We start from the raw sequence: 20,089 nt of genomic DNA, 5'->3' as shown, positions 1-20,089 counted from the left end.
GGCTTAAGGAGCCGCTATGAACTCCAGTCGACCTTATCTGGTCCGCGCGCTCTACGAGTGGATTGTTGATAACGATTGCACCCCGCACATGCTGGTCAATTCCGAGTACCCTGCAGTGCAGGTGCCGCAGGGTTTCGCCAGCGACGGGCAGATTGTCCTGAACATCTCGCCGAGTGCTGTGCGTCATCTGCACATGGACAACGACGTTGTGACCTTCGAGGGTCGCTTCGGTGGCGTTCCGCACAGCTTGTACGTGCCGATCAGCGCGATTCTGGGTATCTACGCCCGGGAGAACGGTCAAGGCATGGTGTTTGATCTCGAGTCGCCGATGGATGACGAAGAAGAGATCGAGTCGGATGACGACTTGCCGCCACCGGACAGCGAGCCGCCGCGACCTAGCGGCCGGCCAAGCCTGAAAGTGGTGAAGTAATAAAAAAGGCGATCCGGATGGATCGCCTTTTTTATTACATAGGGTTGTGCGTCAGTCGATGTATTCGAACAGCTTGACGATCTTCTGCACGCCGGAAACGCCCTGAACCAGATTGGTCGCCTGAGTGGCTTCCTGTTTGGTCAGCAGGCCCAGCAGGTAGACGATGCCGTTCTCGGTCACGACCTTGATGCGCGAACCGGGAATGCTGGCGTCGGTGAGCATCTGGGTTTTGATCTTGGACGTCAGCCAAGTGTCATTCTGGCGAGCCAGGAAACCGGACGGCGGTATGACCTGCAGTTCGTTGTGAACAGTTTTTACCCGTTGCACGGCGGCTGCCGCTTGCTCGGCTTTGGCTTTCAAGTCAGCGCGAGGCGTTTGACCGGCCAGCAAGACAACACCGTTGAAACTGGTGACGACGATGTGCGAGTCGTTGTCCAGTGCCGGGTCGGCCTTGGCCACGTTCACACCGACTTTGGTTTCGATCAACGAGTCATCGATCTTGCTACCGAAGGTGCGCGTGCCACGGTCGTCGTCGATCGGTGCTTCACGGCTGGCGTTCACCACTGAGGTGCAGCCGCTGATGCCGAGGCACAGGGTCAAGGCCAGAAGGCCAAGGCGATTAGGGGTCATTCTTCACTCCCGAACAGTTGGCTGTCGATCAGATCGCAGAGGCAATGGATCGCCAGCAAGTGGACTTCTTGAATACGTGCAGTGACATTGGCCGGTACGCGGATCTCGACGTCTTCGGGCAGCAGCAGTGACGCCATGCCGCCACCATCGCGTCCGGTCATAGCTACGACAATCATTTCGCGATCATGTGCGGCCTGGATCGCTTGAATAATGTTCGCCGAGTTACCGCTGGTCGAAATCGCCAGCAGCACATCGCCCGACTGGCCGAGGGCGCGGATCTGCTTGGAGAACACTTCGTTGTAGCTGTAGTCGTTGGCGATCGAGGTGATCGTCGAGGTATCGGTGGTCAGCGCAATCGCCGGCAGGCTCGGACGCTCGCGCTCGAAGCGGTTGAGCAGCTCCGAGGAAAAATGCTGAGCGTCGCCGGCCGACCCACCGTTGCCGCACGAGAGCATTTTGCCTCCGTTGAGCAGGGTGTTGACCATGATCTGGCTGGCTTGCTCGATGTGCGGTGCAAGTACGTCCATCGCCTGTTGCTTGGTGTCGATACTGGCCTGGAAAAGCTGGCGAATTCGGGATTGCATGTCCATCTGTGTGACCTTAAGTAGCGCGGCTGTCCGGCACATGAATGTGCAGCCCGCAAAGCAAAGAGCAAAATTTGTCGGTGGGATTGTCCGGGTCGCAACGCCGACGATCAACTGTCGAAAGCATTCTGCAACCAGTTCAGCTGACTCGGATGGCTGTCGATGGCCACCACGTCGAAGCGGCAAGGGGAATTGGCCCAACGCGATTCGCGCTGAAGAAAATACTGTGCAGCGAAAATCAGTTTCTGCTGCTTGCGCCCATCGATGCTAGCGAGCGCGCCACCCCATTGAGTGTTTTTTCTGTAGCGAACTTCAACGAATACTACTGTATCGCCATCAAGCATGACCAGATCAAGCTCGCCGCGTTTGCATAACCAGTTCTGCGCCAGCAGGCGCAGACCTTGTTGTTGCAGATGCTCGAGCGCCTGGCGCTCGGCATCCTTGCCGCTTTGCGAGCGTGACCTGTCAGGCATCAGTGCGGGGTGTCCGGCAGGCGCTGTACCTGCCCGCTGACGAACTGCGCCCAAGGCAACTGGCGCACAACGCGTTGGGTCTGGGTCATGCCGAGGCTGCCCGACTCACCGTCGATGCGGCTGTCTGGCAGGGCTTTGAGTTGACCCAGGCGTGGTGCAAGACGGTAGGCATCCACACCCATCGCGTACAGGCGACCGAGGCTGCCGGCGGCTTGCGGCCACTGCGCAACCACTTGCTGACGCAGTGGATCGCTGTTGTCCAGCAACCATGGGGTTTCGCAGAAGCGGATGCCGTTCATGTCGTTGTACTGGTTGACGTCGCCGCTGGCGCTGTAAACGTGCGACGTCGCGTACACCGGAACGTCACCCGCGTACTGGAAGTTCAGGGTTGGCTTGATCTGCTGAGCCTGTTGAGGGGTTGCGGCGAGGAAGATGAATTCGATGTCCTGACGACGCGAAGGCTGCGCGGCGACGTTGGTGCCGGCGGCATTCTGCAGGCTCTTGGCGCGCGCTTCGCTTTGACGCAACTGGAACATGTCGGCGATCTGCTGGGCCAGTTGCACCGGCTGATCAACGCGCTCGGTCGCTACGATGCTGCCACCATTCGCTTGCCAGTCCTGGCTGAAAGCACGCAGTACGCGATCGCCCCATTCGCCTTTCGGCACCATGATCGCGGCGCGGTGCAGGCCATCGGCACGGGCGCGGCGCGAGACTTCGCGGGCTTCGTCTTCAGCGGCCAGGCCAAACTGGAACAATTGCGCCGGGCCTTGATCACCTTCGCTGTAGTTCAGCGCGAGGGTGGTGATCGGCAGTTGCGGGCGGGTACTCAGTTGCTTGACCAGTGGTTTTTCCAACGGGCCAACGACCAGTTGCACGCCGTCAGCCTGGGCCTTGCGGTAGAACTCGTCCATCGAAGTCAGTTTCGAGCTGTCGTAGAACTCGATTGCTGGGGGCTTCTGTCCGGCCTGTTGCGCCTGGTAGTGCGCAGCCATGAAGCCTTCACGTAGCGCCTTGCCAACAGCGGCCAGCGGGCCGTCCTGTGGCAGCAGCAGGGCGATCTTGCTCAGTGGCTGGCTGGCCAGTTCCTTGAGTTTGGTCAGCGGCAACGGCAGGTTGATCGCCGCCGGGTGCTTTGGATTCTGCGCGCGCCAGGTGTCGATCGCCGCTTGCTGCTGTTCCAGGGTGCCAGCGGATTTCACTGCCATGGCCAGGCCCATCCAGCCGCCGAGGTCGTCGGTGCTGTTCGGTTGCAGTTGATCAGTTGGCAGCGAGCCGATCAGGGTCCAGATCGCTTCGTGGTTCTTGCTCGCGGCTTCGCCTTGCAGCATCGGCGCGATGAACACGCGCTCGCGGGCAGCGGCCAGGGTCTGGCCATCGGCCTCAAGGGCGCGGGCATGTACGGTGCCGGTGCGCACTTGCTGCTCTTCAGGCATCTCGCCCAAGTGCTGCAGGCTTGGGTGGCTCAGGGCGGTCAGCGCGGCTTTCGGCTGATTGCGCGTCAGCGCCAGTTCAGCGTTCAAGGTGCTGGCGAAAATCTGCTGGCCGGGCTTGAGTTGCTCCATCGGCACTTGTTGCAGGATTTGCGCGGACTGTCCGGCATTGCCCTGACGGTAGGCCAGGTCTGCGGCGCTCAGGCGCAACAGGGCGGCTTTTTCCGGGGTTTTCGCCTGGCTAGCCTGTTCGAGCAGTTGCTCGATGCTGGCATCCGGGGTCCGTGGAAGTTCGCCAAGGCTGGAGGAAGGGGAGCTGACGCAAGCCGCCAACAGGGCAGCGAGGCAGAAGGCAGTGAACAGCCGCAGGCAAGCGATCATGTAAGTGTTCCTGATACTCGATCAAATTAGCGTCGAATTGTACCCAAGCACTGGCCGGGGCGCGATGTTACTGGCGTGAATCGGACGATTTAGCTGAAGTAAATGTTGCAGTGCTGCATAACCACGCACAAAACCGTGGTGGCTCGAAGCGCGTCGCAAGCCTCGTGTCGCGCTACAATGGCCGCTTTTACCGATCACGAGGTGTGCGCTTTGACTGCTCCAGGTTCCCTGAATTCCGCTGCTGGCTCGCTTTATGTGGTGGCGACGCCCATCGGCAACCTGGACGACATCAGCGCCCGGGCCCTGAAGATCCTCCGCGAAGTGGCATTGATCGCTGCCGAAGACACCCGTCACTCGGCGCGCCTGATGCAACACTTCGGGATCGGCACGCCGCTGGCCGCGTGTCACGAACACAATGAACGGGATGAAGGTAGCCGTTTTATTACCCGCTTGCTGGCGGGTGATAACGTCGCGTTGATTTCCGATGCGGGGACGCCGCTGATTTCCGATCCGGGGTATCACTTGGTGCGTCAGGCCCGCGCGGCCGGGATCAATGTCGTGCCAGTGCCGGGTGCCTGTGCGCTTATTGCCGCGCTGTCGGCGGCCGGTCTGCCGTCTGACCGTTTCATCTTCGAAGGTTTTCTGCCGGCCAAATCGGTCGGACGCAAGGCGCGACTGGAAGCGGTTAAAGAAGAACCGCGTACGTTGATTTTCTACGAGGCCCCGCACCGCATTCTTGAATGTCTGCAGGATATGGAAGCCGTGTTTGGCGGTGAGCGCCAGGCATTGCTCGCCCGCGAGATCACCAAGACCTTCGAAACGCTCAAAGGTCTGCCATTGGCCGAGTTGCGCGCGTTCGTCGAATCCGACAGCAATCAGCAGCGTGGCGAATGCGTAGTGCTGGTGGCGGGCTGGACGGCACCGGAGTCCGAGGATGCGGTCAGCAGCGAGGCGATGCGTATTCTTGATCTGTTGCTCGAAGAGATGCCGCTCAAGCGTGCCGCCGCGTTGGCAGCACAAATCACTGGCGAGCGCAAAAACGTGCTGTATCAGGTCGCGCTGGAGAAACAGAAAGGCGTGTAGGCCGTCACCCATAGCGGTCTTGAGGCTTTTAGCGCTTGTTCTTCGGGCGCTCTGCCGTTAACCTTCGCGGCGGAGAGTCGATCGGACAGTCGCTGCCCTCTATGAAAATTAGGGGGGGGAGGAAAGTCCGGGCTCCATAGGGCGAAGTGCCAGGTAATGCCTGGGAGGCGTGAGCCTACGGAAAGTGCCACAGAAAATAACCGCCTAAGCGCTCAAGCGCCGGTAAGGGTGAAAAGGTGCGGTAAGAGCGCACCGCACGTCTGGCAACAGTTCGTGGCTAGGTAAACCCCACTTGGAGCAAGACCAAATAGGGTCTCAAGGCGTGGCCCGCGCTGGGACCGGGTAGGTTGCTAAAGATGTCCAGTGATGGCCATCGTAGACGAATGACTGTTCAAGACAGAACCCGGCTTACAGATCGACTCTCCACCTTTTTCTTTCCCTGCTTGAATCATTGGCAACAGGGCTGTGTAATATCAGCAGGCCTGCTCTGAAAGTCCGGCAGCGGCAAACGCAGTAATAGCCATTTCCCACCTTGCTTCAATCAACAGCAGAAGCGCTTTTGTAATACCGAAAAAATCTTACTCTTAACAAATTACTTTAACTTTCGAGCGCAGCCTTCAGTGCTGCATCAAGTTATTGGTCAAAAGTATCCGTCAGATTCTCGTTGCACCTCCTTTTATGCTCCTAAATCTCCGTTCTGTAAGGGTTTTCCTTTAATCCGCGCCTTGACGGTGTGGTGGGCGCATTCCTATAGTGTGCGCAAGTGGCGGAAAGTGGCATGAAGTGGGTTTTTTGAGCTCAAAACGATAAAAATTGGAGAAACGCAGACGTGTTTCGCGGAGCTAACGCTATCAGTCTCGATGCAAAGGGCCGTCTCGCCATGCCGAGCCGGTACCGTGACGAGCTCGATTCGCGTAGTTCTGGCCAATTGATCGTGACCATTGATGCCGTTGATCCGTGTTTGTGTGTCTATCCGCTCGACGAGTGGGAAATTATTGAAACCAAGTTGCGCGCGCTTCCTTCGCTTCGCGAAGAGAACCGTCGCCTGCAACGTTTGCTGATTGGTAATGCCGTCGACCTCGAACTCGATGGCAGCGGTCGTTTTCTGGTTCCACCGCGTCTGCGCGAATACGCCAAGCTCGATAAGCGCGCGATGCTGGTAGGCCAACTGAACAAGTTCCAATTGTGGGACGAGGATGCATGGAATGCGGTATCTGCCGCTGACCTTGCTGCTATTCAACAACCGGGCGCGATGCCTGATGAACTGCGTGATTTGATCCTGTGACTATTGATAGCGGCTTTAACCACATCACCGTACTGCTTGACGAAGCCGTCGAGGCTCTCGCCGTACGTCCTGATGGCTGCTATCTGGACGGCACGTTCGGGCGCGGCGGACACAGCCGGTTGATCCTCAGCCAGCTCGGTACGGACGGCCGGCTCATCGGATTCGACAAAGATCCACAAGCGATTGCCACCGGGCAAACGCTAGCGGCCGAAGACGGCCGCTTTGTCGTTGTGCAGCGCAGCTTTGCCGAACTGGGTTCGGTGGTTGCCGAGCAAGGTCTGGCCGGCAAGGTCAGCGGCATTCTGCTTGACCTCGGCGTGTCTTCGCCGCAGCTCGACGACGCCGAGCGCGGCTTCAGTTTCCTCAACGACGGCCCGCTCGACATGCGCATGGACCCGTCCCGTGGCATCAGCGCTGCCGAATTCGTCAACACCGCGCCGGCTGAGGAAATCGCCCGGGTGTTCAAGGAATACGGCGAAGAACGTTTCTCCGGTCGTATGGCCCGCGCCGTCGCCGAGCGTCGCGATATCAAGCCGTTCGAGCGCACTGCCGATCTGGCCGAAGTATTGAAAGTCGCCAACCCGGCATGGGAAAAGGGCAAGAACCCGGCCACCCGTGCATTCCAGGGTTTGCGTATTCACGTCAACAACGAACTGGGTGATCTGGAAGCCGGCCTCGAAGCCGCACTGGACGCTCTGGAAATCGGCGGCCGTCTGGTCGTGATCAGCTTTCACTCGCTGGAAGACCGTATCGTCAAACTGTTCATGCGCAAACTGGTGAAAGGCGAAGTCGACAACCTGCCGCGCAACCTGCCGGTGCGCCATGTCGCGTTCGAACCGAAAATCAAAGTCCATGGCAAAGCGCAGACGGCCTCCGACGCCGAACTCAAAGCCAACCCACGTTCCCGTAGCGCCGTCATGCGCGTCGCGGAGAAGCTGCGGTGAGCAAGCTTTTCGCCAAGCCACTGCCCGGCGGCAGCTTTCTGATGCTGCTGCTGTTTATCGGCGTGCTCGTCTCGGCCATCGCCGTGTCGTACAGCGCGCACTGGAACCGGCAGTTGCTCAACACCCTTTATAACGAACTCAGCGTGCGCGACAAGGCGCAGGCCGAGTGGGGTCGTCTGATTCTCGAGCAGAGCACCTGGACCGCGCACAGCCGCATCGAAGTGCTGGCCACCGAACAACTGAAAATGCACATTCCGGGCGCGGCTGACGTGAAGATGGTGGCGCCATGATGAAACTCGAAGGCGCACTGTTCCCATGGCGCTTCCGCCTGATGGTGGCGCTGCTCGGCGTGATGGTCGCGGCGATCTGCTGGCGCATCATCGACTTGCAAGTGGTTGACCGTGACTTCCTCAAAGGTCAGGGCGATGCGCGCAGCCTGCGTCATATTCCGATTCCGGCTCACCGTGGTCTGATCACCGACCGTAACGGCGAGCCTTTGGCCGTAAGTACCCCAGTGACCACGCTGTGGGCCAACGCCAAGGAAATGCAAACGGCCAAAGAGAAGTGGCCGGCACTTGCTGCCGCGCTGGGTCAGGATCCGAAAGCTCTGACCGAACGCCTCGAAGCCCAGGCCAACAAAGAGTTCATTTATCTGGTGCGCGGGCTGACCCCCGAGCAAGGCCAGGCTGTGCTCGATCTGAAAGTCCCTGGCGTCTACGGCATCGAAGAATTCCGCCGGTTCTACCCGGCCGGTGAAGTCACCGCGCACATGGTCGGTTTTACCGACATCGATGACCACGGTCGTGAAGGTGTCGAGCTGGCTTATGACGAATGGCTCGCCGGGGTGCCGGGCAAACGACAAGTCATCAAGGATCGGCGCGGTCGGCTGATCAAGGATGTTCAGGTCACCAAAAACGCCAAGGCCGGCAAGCCCTTGGCGTTGTCCATTGACCTGCGTCTGCAATATCTGGCCAACCGCGAACTGCGCAACGCGATCATTGAGAACGGCGCGAAGGCCGGCAGCCTGGTGATCATGGACGTCAAGACCGGCGAGATTCTCGCCATGGTCAACCAGCCGACCTACAACCCGAACAACCGTCGCAATCTGCAACCGGCAATGATGCGTAACCGCGCGATGATCGACGTGTTCGAACCGGGTTCGACCATGAAAGCCATCTCGATGGCGGCTGCAATCGAAACCGGCCGCTGGAAACCGAGCGACACCGTCGAGGTGTATCCGGGTTCCCTGCAGATCGGCAAATACACGATCAAGGACGTTTCCAAGAGCGAAGGTCCGGTGCTCGACTTGACCGGCATCCTGATCAATTCCAGTAACGTCGGCATGAGTAAGGTCGCGTTCGATATCGGCGGCGAAACGATTTTCCGCCTCGCGCAGAAAGTCGGCCTCGGCCAGGACACCGGCCTTGGCTTCCCGGGCGAACGTGTCGGCAACCTGCCGAACTACCGCGATTGGCGCAAGGCTGAAACCGCGACCCTGTCCTACGGCTACGGTATTTCCGTGACCGCGATTCAGCTGGTGCACGCGTTCTCGGCGCTGGCCAACAACGGTCGTCTCGCGCCGTTGACCCTGATCAAAACCGACAAGCCGCCGCAGACCACGCAAGTGCTGCCGGAAGCCGTGGCGAAAACCTTGCAAGGCATGCTCACCCAGGTGATCGAAGCGCCGCGCGGCGTGTTCCGTGCGCAGGTGCCGGCGTATCACGTGGCGGGTAAGTCGGGTACTGCGCGTAAGACCTCGGTGGGTACCAAGGGCTACGCGGAAAACTCTTATCGCTCGCTGTTTGCCGGTTTCGGCCCGATGAGCGATCCGCGTTACGCCATCGTTGTCGTGATCGATGAGCCAAGCAAGGCCGGTTACTTCGGTGGTCTGGTTTCCGCGCCGGTGTTCAGCCGTGTGATGTCCGGCACCCTGCGTCTGATGAACGTAACGCCGGACAACTTGCCGACGACACAGCAGGCCAACGCCACCCCGGTCATACCGCTGAAAGCCAATGGAGGGCGCGGCTGATGTCATTAAGTCTGAACAAGATATTCCCCCACGCCGGCCACGATCTGTTGATCCGTGAATTGGCGCTGGACAGCCGCAACGTACGCGCGGGCGATTTGTTCCTCGCCGTGCCCGGCGGCAAATTCGATGGCCGTGCACACATTGCCGATGCTCTGGCGCGCGGCGCTGCCGCTGTGGCCTATGAAGTGGAAGGCGCCACCGTGCTGCCGATCACTGACGTGCCGCTGATTCCGGTCAAAGGCCTGGCAGCGCAACTGTCGGACATCGCCGGGCGTTTTTACGGTGAGCCAAGCCATCACCTGAACCTGATAGGCGTGACCGGCACCAACGGCAAGACCAGCGTGACCCAGTTGGTCGCGCAGGCGCTGGATCTGCTCGGCCAGCATTGCGGCATCGTCGGGACCTTGGGTTCCGGCTTCTATGGCGCACTGCAAAGCGGTCTGCACACCACGCCGAATCCGATCGCCGTGCAAGCGACCCTGGGCGACCTGAAAAAGGCCGGCGCCAAAGCCGTGGCCATGGAAGTGTCGTCCCACGGTCTGGATCAGGGTCGCGTGACGGCGCTGGCGTTCGACGTCGCGGTGATGACCAACCTGTCCCGCGATCATCTGGACTATCACGGCACCATGGAGGCGTACGCCGAGGCCAAGGCCAAGCTGTTCGCCTGGAATGATCTGAAGTGCCGCGTGGTCAACCTCGACGACGATTTCGGCCGGCAGTTGGCCGCGGAAAAACGTGAATCGCGCTTGATCACCTACAGCCTGCTCGACAGCAGCGCTTACCTGTTCTGCCGCGAAGCACAGTTCGACGACCACGGCGTGCGCGCCACGCTGGTTACGCCGCAGGGCGAACATCATCTGCGCAGCACCTTGCTCGGTCGTTTCAACCTGAGCAACGTACTGGCAGCCGTCGGTGCCTTGCTCGGTCTGGATTACGCGCTCGACGAAATTCTCAAAGTACTGCCGAAACTCGAAGGCCCGGCCGGGCGCATGCAGCGTCTTGGTGGTGGCACTCAGCCGTTGGTGGTGGTCGATTACGCGCACACCCCAGACGCGCTGGAAAAAGTCCTGACCGCGCTGCGCCCGCACGTTAAAGGTCAGCTGCTGTGCCTGTTCGGCTGCGGCGGTGACCGTGATCGCGGCAAGCGTCCGTTGATGGCCGAAGTGGTCGAGCGTCTGGCCGATCAGGTGCTGGTCACCGACGACAACCCGCGCACCGAAGATCCTGCAGTGATTTTCGACGACATCCGCGCCGGCTTCACGGCTGTGGATAAAGTCACCTTCGTCGCCGGCCGGGGCCAGGCGATTGCGCAACTGATTGCCGGCGCCTCGGCTGATGACGTGATTGTTCTGGCCGGTAAAGGTCACGAGGACTACCAGGAAATCAACGGCGAGCGCCATGCCTTCTCCGATCTGGTCGAGGCTGATCACGCCCTGACCGCTTGGGAGCTGGCCCATGCTTAAGGCCCTGAAACTCAGCGCACTGACCAACGCGCTCGACGCACGTTTGATCGCCGCCGATGCCAGTTTCGACGGCGTCAGCATCGACAGCCGTGCGATCCAGCCGGGTCAACTGTTTATAGCGTTGACCGGCCCGCGTTTCGACGGTCATGACTACTTGAACGATGTCGCCGCCAAAGGCGCCGTCGCTGCGCTGGTCGAACGTGAAGTTGCCGACAGCACGCTGCCGCAACTGCTGGTCAAGGACACCCGACAGGCCCTCGGCCAGTTGGGCGCGCTGAACCGTGCCGCGTTCACTCAGCCAGTTGCTGCGATCACCGGCTCCAGCGGCAAGACCACGGTCAAGGAAATGCTCGCGAGCATCCTGCGCACGCGTGGTCCGGTGCTGGCGACCCGTGGCAATCTGAACAACGATCTCGGCGCGCCGCTGACCCTGCTCGAATTGGCCCCGGAACACACTTCGGCGGTGATCGAACTGGGCGCCTCGCGTCTGGGTGAGATCGCTTACACCGTTGGCCTGACCAAGCCGCACGTGGCGATCCTGAACAATGCCGGCACCGCGCACGTCGGTGAGTTTGGCGGCCCGGAAAAAATCGTCGAAGCCAAAGGCGAAATCATCGACGGTCTGGCAGCTGACGGCATCGCTGTGCTCAACCTTGATGACAAAGCCTTCGGTATCTGGAAGGCCCGTGCAGGCGCGCGCAAAGTGCTGACTTTCGCCCTGAGCAACACTCAGGCGGATTTCTATGCCAGTGACTTGAGCACCGATGCTCGTGGTTGCCCGGCTTTCAATCTGCACACACCTGAAGGTGTCGAGCACGTTCAACTGAACCTGCTCGGCACCCATAACGTCGCCAATTCCATGGCTGCCGCCGCTGCCGCGCACGCCTTGGGCGTGTCGCTGTTCGGCATCGCCACCGGGCTTGGCGCCGTGCAACCGGTCAAGGGTCGCACCGTCGCGCAACTGGCGAAGAACGGTATGCGCGTGATTGATGACACTTACAACGCAAACCCCACCTCGATGTGCGCGGCCGTTGATATACTCGCCGGCTTTTCCGGCCGCACCGTCCTGGTGCTCGGAGATATCGGCGAGTTGGGCGATTGGGCGGAGCAGGGGCACCGCGACGTGGGCGAGTACGCCCGGGGCAAGGTTTCCGCGCTTTATGCCGTTGGGCCAAACATGGTTCACGCCGTAAACGCTTTCGGTGAACAGGCGTATCACTTCGGCAGCCAAGCCGAACTGATTCAGGCCCTCGACGCCGAGCAGGACACAAACACCACCATTTTGATCAAGGGTTCGCGCAGTGCGGCGATGGAAAACATCGTTGCGGCTCTGTGCGGGTCCAGTCTGGAGAAACATTAATGCTGCTGCTGCTAGCGGAGTATCTGCAACAGTTCTACAAAGGCTTCGCGGTCTTTCAGTACCTGACCCTGCGCGGGATTCTCGGTGTACTGACCGCGCTGGTTTTGTCGCTGTGCTATGGCCCGTGGATGATCCGCACCCTGCAGAACCGTCAGATCGGTCAATCCGTGCGTAACGACGGCCCGCAATCGCACCTGTCCAAGTCGGGTACACCGACCATGGGCGGCGCACTGATTCTGTCTTCGATTGGTGTCAGCACACTGCTCTGGGCTGACCTGAGCAACCGTTACGTCTGGACTGTTTTGCTGGTGACTCTGCTGTTCGGCGCCATCGGTTGGGTCGACGATTACCGCAAGGTCATCGAGAAGAACTCCCGTGGCTTGCCGAGCCGCTGGAAGTATTTCTGGCAGTCGGTGTTCGGCCTCGGCGCGGCGATCTTCCTTTATATGACCGCCTCCACCCCGGTGGAAACCACGCTGATCCTGCCGATGCTCAAGGACTACAGCATTCCGCTGGGCCTTGGTTTCATCGTGCTGACTTATTTCGTGATCGTTGGCTCGAGCAACGCGGTCAACCTGACTGACGGCCTCGACGGCCTGGCGATCATGCCGACCGTGATGGTCGGTGGTGGCCTCGGCATCTTCTGCTACCTGTCGGGTAACGTGAAATTCGCTGAATACCTGTTGATCCCTTACGTGCCGGGCGCGGGTGAACTGATCGTGTTCTGCGGTGCGCTGATCGGTGCCGGCCTTGGCTTCCTCTGGTTCAACACCTATCCGGCGCAAGTGTTCATGGGCGACGTCGGTGCCCTGGCACTCGGCGCGGCACTGGGCACCATCGCGGTGATCGTCCGTCAGGAAATCGTCCTGTTCATCATGGGCGGTGTGTTCGTGATGGAAACCCTGTCAGTCGTCATTCAGGTTGCGTCCTTTAAGCTGACCGGTCGCCGTGTGTTCCGCATGGCACCGATACACCACCATTTTGAACTCAAGGGCTGGCCCGAGCCGCGCGTGATCGTCCGTTTCTGGATCATCACCGTGATTCTCGTGCTGATCGGCCTTGCCACCCTGAAGCTGAGGTAGAACGAGTGTCTCTGATCGCTTCTGACCACTTCCGCATCGTTGTCGGCCTCGGCAAGAGCGGCATGTCCCTGGTTCGCTTCCTGGCGAACCGGGGCACGTCGTTTGCCGTGGCGGACACGCGGGAAAATCCACCGGAACTGGCCACGCTCAAGCGTGACTATCCGCACGTGGAAGTGCGTTGTGGCGAGCTGGACGTCGAATTCCTCTGCCGTGCCGACGAGCTCTACGTGAGCCCCGGCCTGGCGCTGGCGACCCCGGCCCTGCAAGCCGCTGCGGCCCGTGGCGTGAAACTGTCCGGCGACATCGAGCTGTTCGCGCGTAACGCGCAGGCGCCGATCGTGGCCATCAGCGGTTCCAACGCGAAAAGCACCGTCACCACCCTGGTCGGCGAAATGGCGGCTGCGGCCGGCAAACGTGTCGCTGTCGGCGGCAACCTCGGCACCCCGGCGCTGGATCTGCTCAGCGACGACGTCGAGCTGTACGTGATGGAACTGTCGAGCTTCCAGCTGGAAACCACCGACCAGCTCAACGCCGAAGTGGCCACCGTGCTGAATATCAGCGAAGACCACATGGATCGCTATAGCGGCCTGCCGGCTTACCACCTGGCCAAGCACCGGATCTTCCGTGGCGCCAAGCAGTTCGTGGTCAACCGTCAGGATGCACTGAGCCGTCCGCTGATGGGCGAAGGCCAGCCATGCTGGACGTTCGGCCTGACCAAACCTGATTTCAAAGCCTTCGGTATCCGCGAAGAAGACGGCGAGAAGTATCTGGCCTTCGAATTCCAGAACCTGATGCCAGTGCGCGAATTGAAGATTCGTGGCGCGCACAACCAGTCCAATGCCCTCGCGGCGCTGGCGCTCGGTCATGCCGTCGGCCTGCCGTTCGATGCGATGCTCGCGGCGCTGCGCAATTTCGCCGGTCTCGAACACCGCTGCCAGTGGGTACGTGATCTCGACGGCGTGGCGTATTACAACGATTCGAAAGCGACCAACGTCGGCGCTGCACTGGCCGCCATCGAAGGCTTGGGCGCAGACATCGACGGCAAGGTCGTCCTTATCGCCGGCGGCGATGGCAAGGGTGCCGAATTCAACGATCTGCGTGATCCGGTCGCGGCCAACTGCCGCGCCGTGATCCTGATGGGCCGCGACTCCGACAAGATCGGTGAAGCCATCGGTGATGCCGTGCCACTGATTCGCGCGACCTCGCTGGTCGACGCCGTTGCGCAATGCCGCGCCGCTGCCCAACCGGGTGATGTGGTGCTGCTGTCGCCGGCCTGCGCCAGTTTCGACATGTTCAAGAATTACGAAGACCGTGGTCACCAGTTCGTCCGCGCTGTGGAGGAATTGGCATGAGCCTGCGCAATATCATCAAACCGTATCCGTCGCCGATCATCACCGGGCGCGGTATCGACCTCGATTTCCCGATGCTCGCCGGTTGCCTGGCGCTGCTCGGTCTCGGTTTGATAATGATCGCCTCGGCGTCCACCGAAGTGGCGGCCGCACAGTCCGGCAGCCCACTGTATTACATGATTCGCCACCTTATTTATGTGGTGCTGGGCCTGGGCGCGTGCATCGTCACCATGATGATTCCGATCGCCACCTGGCAACGTCTCGGCTGGTTGATGCTGATCGGTGCGTTCGGTTTGCTGGTGATGGTGATCATTCCCGGCATCGGTCGCGAAGTGAACGGTTCGATGCGCTGGATCGGTTTCAGCTTCTTCAACGTGCAGCCGTCGGAAATCGCCAAAGTATTCGTGGTGATCTACCTCGCCGGTTATCTGGTGCGGCGTCAGAAGGAAGTGCGCGAGAGCTGGATGGGCTTCTTCAAGCCGTTCATCGTGCTGCTGCCGATGGCCGGCCTGTTGCTGATGGAGCCGGACTTCGGTGCCACCGTAGTAATGATGGGCGCTGCGGCGGCCATGCTGTTCCTCGGCGGGGTCGGGCTGTTCCGCTTCTCGCTGATGGTGGTGTTGGCGGTCGGAGCGGTGGTCTTGCTGATTCAAATGCAGCCTTACCGAATGGCGCGTCTGACCAACTTCGCTGACCCGTGGGCCGACCAGTTCGGCGCCGGCTATCAGTTGTCGCAAGCCTTGATCGCGTTCGGTCGTGGCGAATGGCTCGGCGTCGGTCTGGGTAACAGCGTGCAGAAGCAGTTCTACCTGCCGGAAGCGCACACCGACTTCGTGTTCTCGGTTCTGGCTGAAGAATTGGGCGCCGTCGGTTCGCTGTGCACCGTCGCCCTGTTCGTGTTCGTGTGTATTCGTGGCATGTACATCGGTCTGTGGGCGGAAAAAGCCAAACAGTTCTTCGCCGCTTACGTGGCGTACGGCCTGTCGTTCCTGTGGATTGGTCAGTTCCTGATCAACATCGGCGTGAACGTCGGCCTGCTGCCAACCAAAGGTCTGACCTTGCCGTTCCTCAGTTATGGCGGCAGCTCGTTGGTGATCTGCTGTGCCTGCCTTGGCTTGCTGCTGCGGATCGAGTGGGAGAGTCGAACCCATTTGGGCAGCGAAGAGATGGAATTCCATGAGAGCGACTTCGCCGAGGAGCCGAATCATGGGCGCTAACGTATTGATCATGGCCGGCGGAACCGGCGGCCACGTGTTCCCGGCGCTGGCCTGTGCTCGCGAGTTTCAGGCGCGCGGCTACACCGTGCACTGGCTCGGCACACCACGCGGGATCGAGAATGAACTGGTCCCGGCCGCAGGGCTGGAACTGCACCGGATCAACGCCACCGGCCTGCGCGGCAAGGGCAAGCTGTCGCTGCTCAAGGCGCCGTTCATGCTGCTCAAGTCGGTATGGCAGGCGCGGGCAATCATTCGTCGCTTGAAGCCAGTGTGTGTGGTCGGCTTCGGTGGTTATGTGACTGGCCCCGGTGGTCTTGCCGCGAAACTGGCCGGTGTGCCGGTGATCGTTCACGAGCAGAACGCAGTGGCCGGCACCGCCAATCGGTTGCTGGTGCCGTTCGCCGCCCGGGTGTGTGAAGCGTTCCCCGACACCTTTACTCTGTCGGACACCCGCCGTACCACCGGAAACCCGGTGCGCAGCGAGCTGTTCCTCGACACATCGCGACCTGCTCTGGCCGGTCGCAAAGCGCGTTTGCTGATCCTCGGCGGAAGCCTGGGCGCAGAACCGTTGAACAAATTGCTGCCTGAAGCCCTGGCCCAAGTCGCTGCCGATTTGCGCCCGGAAGTGTTTCATCAGGCCGGCAAAAATCACGATGAAGTGACTGCAGAGCGCTACCGCGCCGCCGGCGTGGATGCGCAGGTGCAGCCGTTCATCAAAGACATGGCCCAGGCCTATGGCTGGGCTGACCTGGTGGTGTGCCGCGCAGGCGCGTTGACCATCAGTGAGCTGGCTGCCGCCGGTCTGCCCTCGATGCTGGTGCCTTTGCCCCACGCGATCGACGATCACCAGACTCGCAACGCCGATTATTTGGCCCGCGAAGGCGCTGCCTTCCTGATGCCACAAAGAACGACTGGTGCCGCGGACCTTGCCGCGCGCCTGACAGAGGTCTTGATGCAACCGCAACGACTCGAAGATATGGCCCAAGCGGCCCGCCGTCTGGCGAAACCCGATGCCACCCGTAGCGTGGTCGATACCTGTCTGGAGGTGGCTCATGGTTGAGAATCAGAAAGCCATGCCGCAACCGGAAATGCGCCGCATCCGTCGCATCCACTTCGTCGGCATCGGCGGCGTGGGCATGTGCGGTATCGCCGAAGTGTTGTTGAACCTGGGCTATGAAGTCTCCGGTTCCGACCTGAAAGCGTCGCCGGTGACCGAGCGTCTGGAATCGTTCGGCGCGCACATCTTCATTGGTCACCGTGCCGAGAACGCCGCTGCCGCCGACGTGCTGGTGGTGTCGAGCGCTGTGAACACCTCTAACCCGGAAGTGGCGAACGCGCTTGAGCGTCGTATTCCGGTGGTGCCGCGTGCCGAGATGCTCGCCGAACTGATGCGCTATCGCCACGGCATCGCCGTTGCCGGTACGCACGGCAAAACCACCACCACCAGCCTGATCGCTTCGGTGTTCGCCGCCGGTGGTCTGGACCCGACGTTCGTCATCGGTGGTCGTCTGAATGCCGCGGGCACCAATGCCCAGCTCGGCACCAGCCGTTACCTGATCGCCGAAGCCGACGAAAGCGATGCGAGCTTCTTGCACCTGCAACCGCTGGTGGCCGTGGTTACCAACATCGACGCCGACCACATGGCGACCTACGACGGTGACTTCAACAAACTGAAGAAAACCTTCGTCGAGTTCCTGCACAACCTGCCGTTCTACGGTTTGGCAGTGATGTGCCTGGACGATCCGGTGGTGCGTGAAATCCTGCCGCTGGTGAAACGTCCGACCGTGACTTACGGCTTCAGCGAAGACGCTGACGTGCGCGCGATCAATATTCGCCAGCAAGGCATGCAGACGTTCTTCACCGTGCTGCGCCCGGATCGCGAGCCGCTGGACGTGTCGGTGAACATGCCCGGCAACCACAACGTACTCAATTCGCTGGCGACCATTTGCATCGCCACCGACGAAGGCGTCAGCGATGAAGCCATCGTCCAGGGCCTGTCGGGTTTCCAGGGCGTCGGTCGACGCTTCCAGGTCTACGGCGAACTGCCGGTGGACGGCGGCAACGTGATGCTGGTCGATGACTACGGTCACCACCCGACCGAAGTCGCCGCAGTGATCAAAGCCGTGCGCGGTGGCTGGCCGGAGCGCCGTCTGGTGATGGTTTACCAGCCGCACCGTTATAGCCGCACCCGTGACCTGTACGACGACTTCGTCAATGTACTGGCCGACGCCAACGTCCTGCTGCTGATGGAAGTCTATCCGGCCGGCGAAGAGCCGATCCCGGGTGCCGACAGCCGCAAGCTGTGCAACAGCATCCGCCAGCGCGGTCAGCTCGACCCGATCTACATCGAGCGTGGCGTCGATCTGGCGCCGCTGGTCAAGCCGCTGCTGCGTGCCGGCGACATCCTGCTGTGCCAGGGCGCCGGTGATATCGGTGGTCTCGCGCCGAAGCTGTTGAAAAGTGAATTGTTCGCTGGCGCCGTGGCGGCGTCGGTCGAGGGGAAGTTGAAATGACTGCTGCCTACGCCAAGCTGTTTTCCACTATCGCGCCGAAAGACTTCGGCCGTGTCGCCGTGCTCTTCGGCGGCCTGAGTGCCGAGCGTGAGGTGTCGCTGAAATCCGGTAACGCCGTACTCGACGCGCTGCAAAGCGCTGGCGTGGACGCGTTCGGCATCGACGTTGGCGAAGACATTCTGCAACGTCTGCTCAGCGAAAAGATCGACCGCGCGTTCATCATTCTTCACGGCCGTGGTGGTGAAGACGGCTCCATGCAGGGTCTGCTTGAAGTAGCAGGCATTCCGTACACCGGCAGCGGCATCCTGGCTTCGGCACTGGCGATGGACAAACTGCGCACCAAGCAGGTCTGGCACAGCCTCGGGATTCCGACGCCGCGTCACGCCGTGCTGTGCAGCGAAGCCGATTGTATTTCGGCGGCGACGGAACTGGGCTTCCCTTTGATCGTCAAACCGGCGCATGAAGGTTCAAGTATCGGGATGGCCAAAGTGAGTTCTGCGTCCGAGTTGATCGACGCATGGAAAGCGGCCAGTACCTACGATTCGCAAGTCTTGGTTGAGCAATGGATTCAAGGTCCGGAGTTCACCATCGCCACCCTGCGTGACCAGGTGTTGCCTCCGATTGCCCTGGGTACACCGCACACGTTCTACGACTACGACGCCAAGTACATCGCCAACGATACCCAGTACCGCATTCCGTGCGGGCTGGATGCCGCCAAGGAACAGGAACTCATGGATCTCACGGCCAAGGCCTGTGAGGCGCTGGGTATTGCCGGTTGGGGCAGGGCGGACGTGATGCAGGACGCCGACGGGCAGTTCTGGTTCCTGGAAGTGAACACCGCACCGGGTATGACCGATCACAGTCTGGTGCCGATGGCCGCGCGTGCGGCCGGTCTGGATTTCCAGCAACTGGTTCTGGCTATTCTGGCCGCCAGTGTTGAAGACGCTCGAGGTTAAGACGATGCAAGGCGCTCAGCTCCGACATCAGCCTCCCGCACCCGGCCGCAAGCCGGTGCCACGGGGTGCCAGCCGAATGGTGGCGAAAGAGCCGATGTCCGCGCGCCTGCCGAAAGCCAATTTCGGCTTTCTGAAAAGTCTGTTCTGGCCAGTGCTGCTGGTGGTGCTGGGCTTTGGTACTTACGAAGGTGCAACGCGTTTGCTGCCGTACGCCGACCGGCCGATCACCAAGATCGCCGTGCAAGGCGACCTGAGCTACATCAGCCAGCAAGCGGTGCAGCAGCGGATCGCCCCGTACGTGGCGTCGAGCTTCTTCACCATCGACCTAGCCGGTATGCGTACCGAGCTTGAGCAGATGCCGTGGATCGCCCACGCCGAAGTACGTCGGGTGTGGCCGGACCAGGTGGTGATCCGCCTCGAAGAGCAACTGCCGGTGGCGCGTTGGGGTGATGAGTCGTTGCTGAACAACCAGGGCCAGGCGTTTACGCCCAAGGAACTGGCGAACTACGAACATCTGCCACAGCTGTTCGGTCCACAACGGGCCCAGCAGCAAGTGATGCAGCAGTATCAGGTGCTGAGCCAGATGCTGCGGCCGTTGGGCTTCTCGATTGCACGCCTGGAACTGCGTGAACGCGGGAGTTGGTTTCTGACCACCGGTGCCGGCAGTTCCGGCCCCGGCATCGAGTTGCTGCTGGGACGCGGCAACTTGGTGGAAAAGATGCGCCGCTTTATCGCCATCTATGACAAGACGCTTAAAGACCAGATTACGAACATTGCGCGCATCGATCTGCGCTACGCCAACGGCCTCGCTGTTGGCTGGCGGGAACCAGTAGCGCCGACGACAGCCCAACCCGCTGTCGCGAAGAATTAAGAAGAGGCA

At 60.8% G+C, this 20,089-nt stretch carries 19 protein-coding genes and 1 other RNA gene; 16 read left to right on the top strand and 4 right to left on the bottom strand.

From position 1 onward, the window contains the following. Window positions 1-16: 16 nt before the first annotated feature. A complete protein-coding gene (locus tag CLU80_RS08030; RefSeq protein WP_007917024.1) occupies window positions 17-430 on the top strand; it encodes a ClpXP protease specificity-enhancing factor in 414 nt (137 codons plus the stop codon). A gap of 51 nt (window positions 431-481) precedes the next feature. On the opposite strand, the gene CLU80_RS08025 is transcribed toward CLU80_RS08030, so the two are convergent. The 4 genes from CLU80_RS08025 to CLU80_RS08010 all read right to left on the bottom strand — a co-directional run bounded on the left by CLU80_RS08025 (window position 482) and on the right by CLU80_RS08010 (window position 3,928). Next, window positions 482-1,060, bottom strand: a complete 579-nt coding sequence (locus tag CLU80_RS08025; protein WP_007917023.1) for a BON domain-containing protein — start codon at window positions 1,058-1,060, stop codon at window positions 482-484. Next, window positions 1,057-1,650, bottom strand: coding sequence for a phosphoheptose isomerase (locus tag CLU80_RS08020; RefSeq protein ID WP_093430691.1), 594 nt, complete (start codon window positions 1,648-1,650; stop codon window positions 1,057-1,059). Before CLU80_RS08020 ends, CLU80_RS08025 begins: the two co-directional genes overlap by 4 nt. A 104-nt stretch (window positions 1,651-1,754) precedes the next feature. Then, window positions 1,755-2,117 (bottom strand): YraN family protein, encoded by a 363-nt coding sequence (locus tag CLU80_RS08015; protein WP_093430690.1) that lies wholly within the window; start codon window positions 2,115-2,117, stop codon window positions 1,755-1,757. Continuing rightward, on the bottom strand, window positions 2,117-3,928 hold the full coding sequence (locus CLU80_RS08010; RefSeq protein WP_099757144.1) for a penicillin-binding protein activator: 1,812 nt from the start codon (window positions 3,926-3,928) through the stop codon (window positions 2,117-2,119). The genes CLU80_RS08015 and CLU80_RS08010 overlap by 1 nt, the downstream gene beginning before the upstream one ends. A gap of 177 nt (window positions 3,929-4,105) precedes the next feature. On the opposite strand from CLU80_RS08010, the gene rsmI reads away from it, so the two are divergent. The 15 genes from rsmI (at window position 4,106) to CLU80_RS07935 (ending at window position 20,080) form a co-directional block, all read left to right on the top strand. Continuing rightward, the gene (gene rsmI / locus CLU80_RS08005) at window positions 4,106-5,011 is read left to right on the top strand and encodes a 16S rRNA (cytidine(1402)-2'-O)-methyltransferase (protein ID WP_093430688.1); all 906 of its coding nucleotides are present in this window, start codon (window positions 4,106-4,108) and stop codon (window positions 5,009-5,011) included. Window positions 5,012-5,084: 73 nt separating this feature from the next. After that, window positions 5,085-5,438: RNase P RNA component class A (rnpB, locus tag CLU80_RS08000), an RNA gene on the top strand. A 402-nt stretch (window positions 5,439-5,840) separates the two neighbouring features. Further along, a complete protein-coding gene (gene mraZ, locus CLU80_RS07995) occupies window positions 5,841-6,296 on the top strand; it encodes a division/cell wall cluster transcriptional repressor MraZ (RefSeq protein ID WP_007917012.1) in 456 nt (151 codons plus the stop codon). Next, window positions 6,293-7,240, top strand: a complete 948-nt coding sequence (gene rsmH / locus CLU80_RS07990) for a 16S rRNA (cytosine(1402)-N(4))-methyltransferase RsmH (protein ID WP_502694626.1) — start codon at window positions 6,293-6,295, stop codon at window positions 7,238-7,240. The genes mraZ and rsmH overlap by 4 nt, the downstream gene beginning before the upstream one ends. Beyond that, the gene (ftsL, locus tag CLU80_RS07985) at window positions 7,237-7,530 is read left to right on the top strand and encodes a cell division protein FtsL (RefSeq protein ID WP_007917008.1); all 294 of its coding nucleotides are present in this window, start codon (window positions 7,237-7,239) and stop codon (window positions 7,528-7,530) included. Before rsmH ends, ftsL begins: the two co-directional genes overlap by 4 nt. Beyond that, window positions 7,530-9,269, top strand: a complete 1,740-nt coding sequence (locus CLU80_RS07980) for a peptidoglycan D,D-transpeptidase FtsI family protein (RefSeq protein ID WP_175559568.1) — start codon at window positions 7,530-7,532, stop codon at window positions 9,267-9,269. Before ftsL ends, CLU80_RS07980 begins: the two co-directional genes overlap by 1 nt. Beyond that, window positions 9,269-10,732, top strand: coding sequence for a UDP-N-acetylmuramoyl-L-alanyl-D-glutamate--2,6-diaminopimelate ligase (locus CLU80_RS07975; protein WP_099757143.1), 1,464 nt, complete (start codon window positions 9,269-9,271; stop codon window positions 10,730-10,732). Before CLU80_RS07980 ends, CLU80_RS07975 begins: the two co-directional genes overlap by 1 nt. Further along, on the top strand, window positions 10,725-12,092 hold the full coding sequence (locus CLU80_RS07970) for a UDP-N-acetylmuramoyl-tripeptide--D-alanyl-D-alanine ligase (protein ID WP_099757142.1): 1,368 nt from the start codon (window positions 10,725-10,727) through the stop codon (window positions 12,090-12,092). The genes CLU80_RS07975 and CLU80_RS07970 overlap by 8 nt, the downstream gene beginning before the upstream one ends. Next, window positions 12,092-13,174, top strand: coding sequence for a phospho-N-acetylmuramoyl-pentapeptide-transferase (gene mraY, locus CLU80_RS07965; protein ID WP_007917000.1), 1,083 nt, complete (start codon window positions 12,092-12,094; stop codon window positions 13,172-13,174). The genes CLU80_RS07970 and mraY overlap by 1 nt, the downstream gene beginning before the upstream one ends. Before the next feature lie 5 nt (window positions 13,175-13,179). Then, window positions 13,180-14,526, top strand: a complete 1,347-nt coding sequence (murD, locus tag CLU80_RS07960) for a UDP-N-acetylmuramoyl-L-alanine--D-glutamate ligase (protein ID WP_099757141.1) — start codon at window positions 13,180-13,182, stop codon at window positions 14,524-14,526. After that, the gene (gene ftsW / locus CLU80_RS07955; RefSeq protein WP_007916996.1) at window positions 14,523-15,740 is read left to right on the top strand and encodes a putative lipid II flippase FtsW; all 1,218 of its coding nucleotides are present in this window, start codon (window positions 14,523-14,525) and stop codon (window positions 15,738-15,740) included. Before murD ends, ftsW begins: the two co-directional genes overlap by 4 nt. After that, window positions 15,730-16,800: an undecaprenyldiphospho-muramoylpentapeptide beta-N-acetylglucosaminyltransferase gene (murG, locus tag CLU80_RS07950; protein ID WP_064392864.1), complete on the top strand. Its 1,071-nt coding sequence runs from the start codon at window positions 15,730-15,732 to the stop codon at window positions 16,798-16,800. The genes ftsW and murG overlap by 11 nt, the downstream gene beginning before the upstream one ends. Then, window positions 16,793-18,253: a UDP-N-acetylmuramate--L-alanine ligase gene (murC, locus tag CLU80_RS07945; protein ID WP_016987574.1), complete on the top strand. Its 1,461-nt coding sequence runs from the start codon at window positions 16,793-16,795 to the stop codon at window positions 18,251-18,253. The genes murG and murC overlap by 8 nt, the downstream gene beginning before the upstream one ends. Beyond that, window positions 18,250-19,209, top strand: coding sequence for a D-alanine--D-alanine ligase (locus CLU80_RS07940; protein WP_093430684.1), 960 nt, complete (start codon window positions 18,250-18,252; stop codon window positions 19,207-19,209). Before murC ends, CLU80_RS07940 begins: the two co-directional genes overlap by 4 nt. A 4-nt stretch (window positions 19,210-19,213) precedes the next feature. Further along, window positions 19,214-20,080: a cell division protein FtsQ/DivIB gene (locus tag CLU80_RS07935; RefSeq protein ID WP_053123632.1), complete on the top strand. Its 867-nt coding sequence runs from the start codon at window positions 19,214-19,216 to the stop codon at window positions 20,078-20,080. The last annotated feature ends 9 nt before the right edge of the window (window positions 20,081-20,089 follow it).

It is taken from the genome of Pseudomonas sp. 29 (genome assembly GCF_002754355.1).
Classification (GTDB): domain Bacteria; phylum Pseudomonadota; class Gammaproteobacteria; order Pseudomonadales; family Pseudomonadaceae; genus Aquipseudomonas; species Aquipseudomonas neuropathica.
Note: the sequence above shows the minus strand (reverse complement) of the source record. Positions and strands in the feature narration are given on the sequence as shown.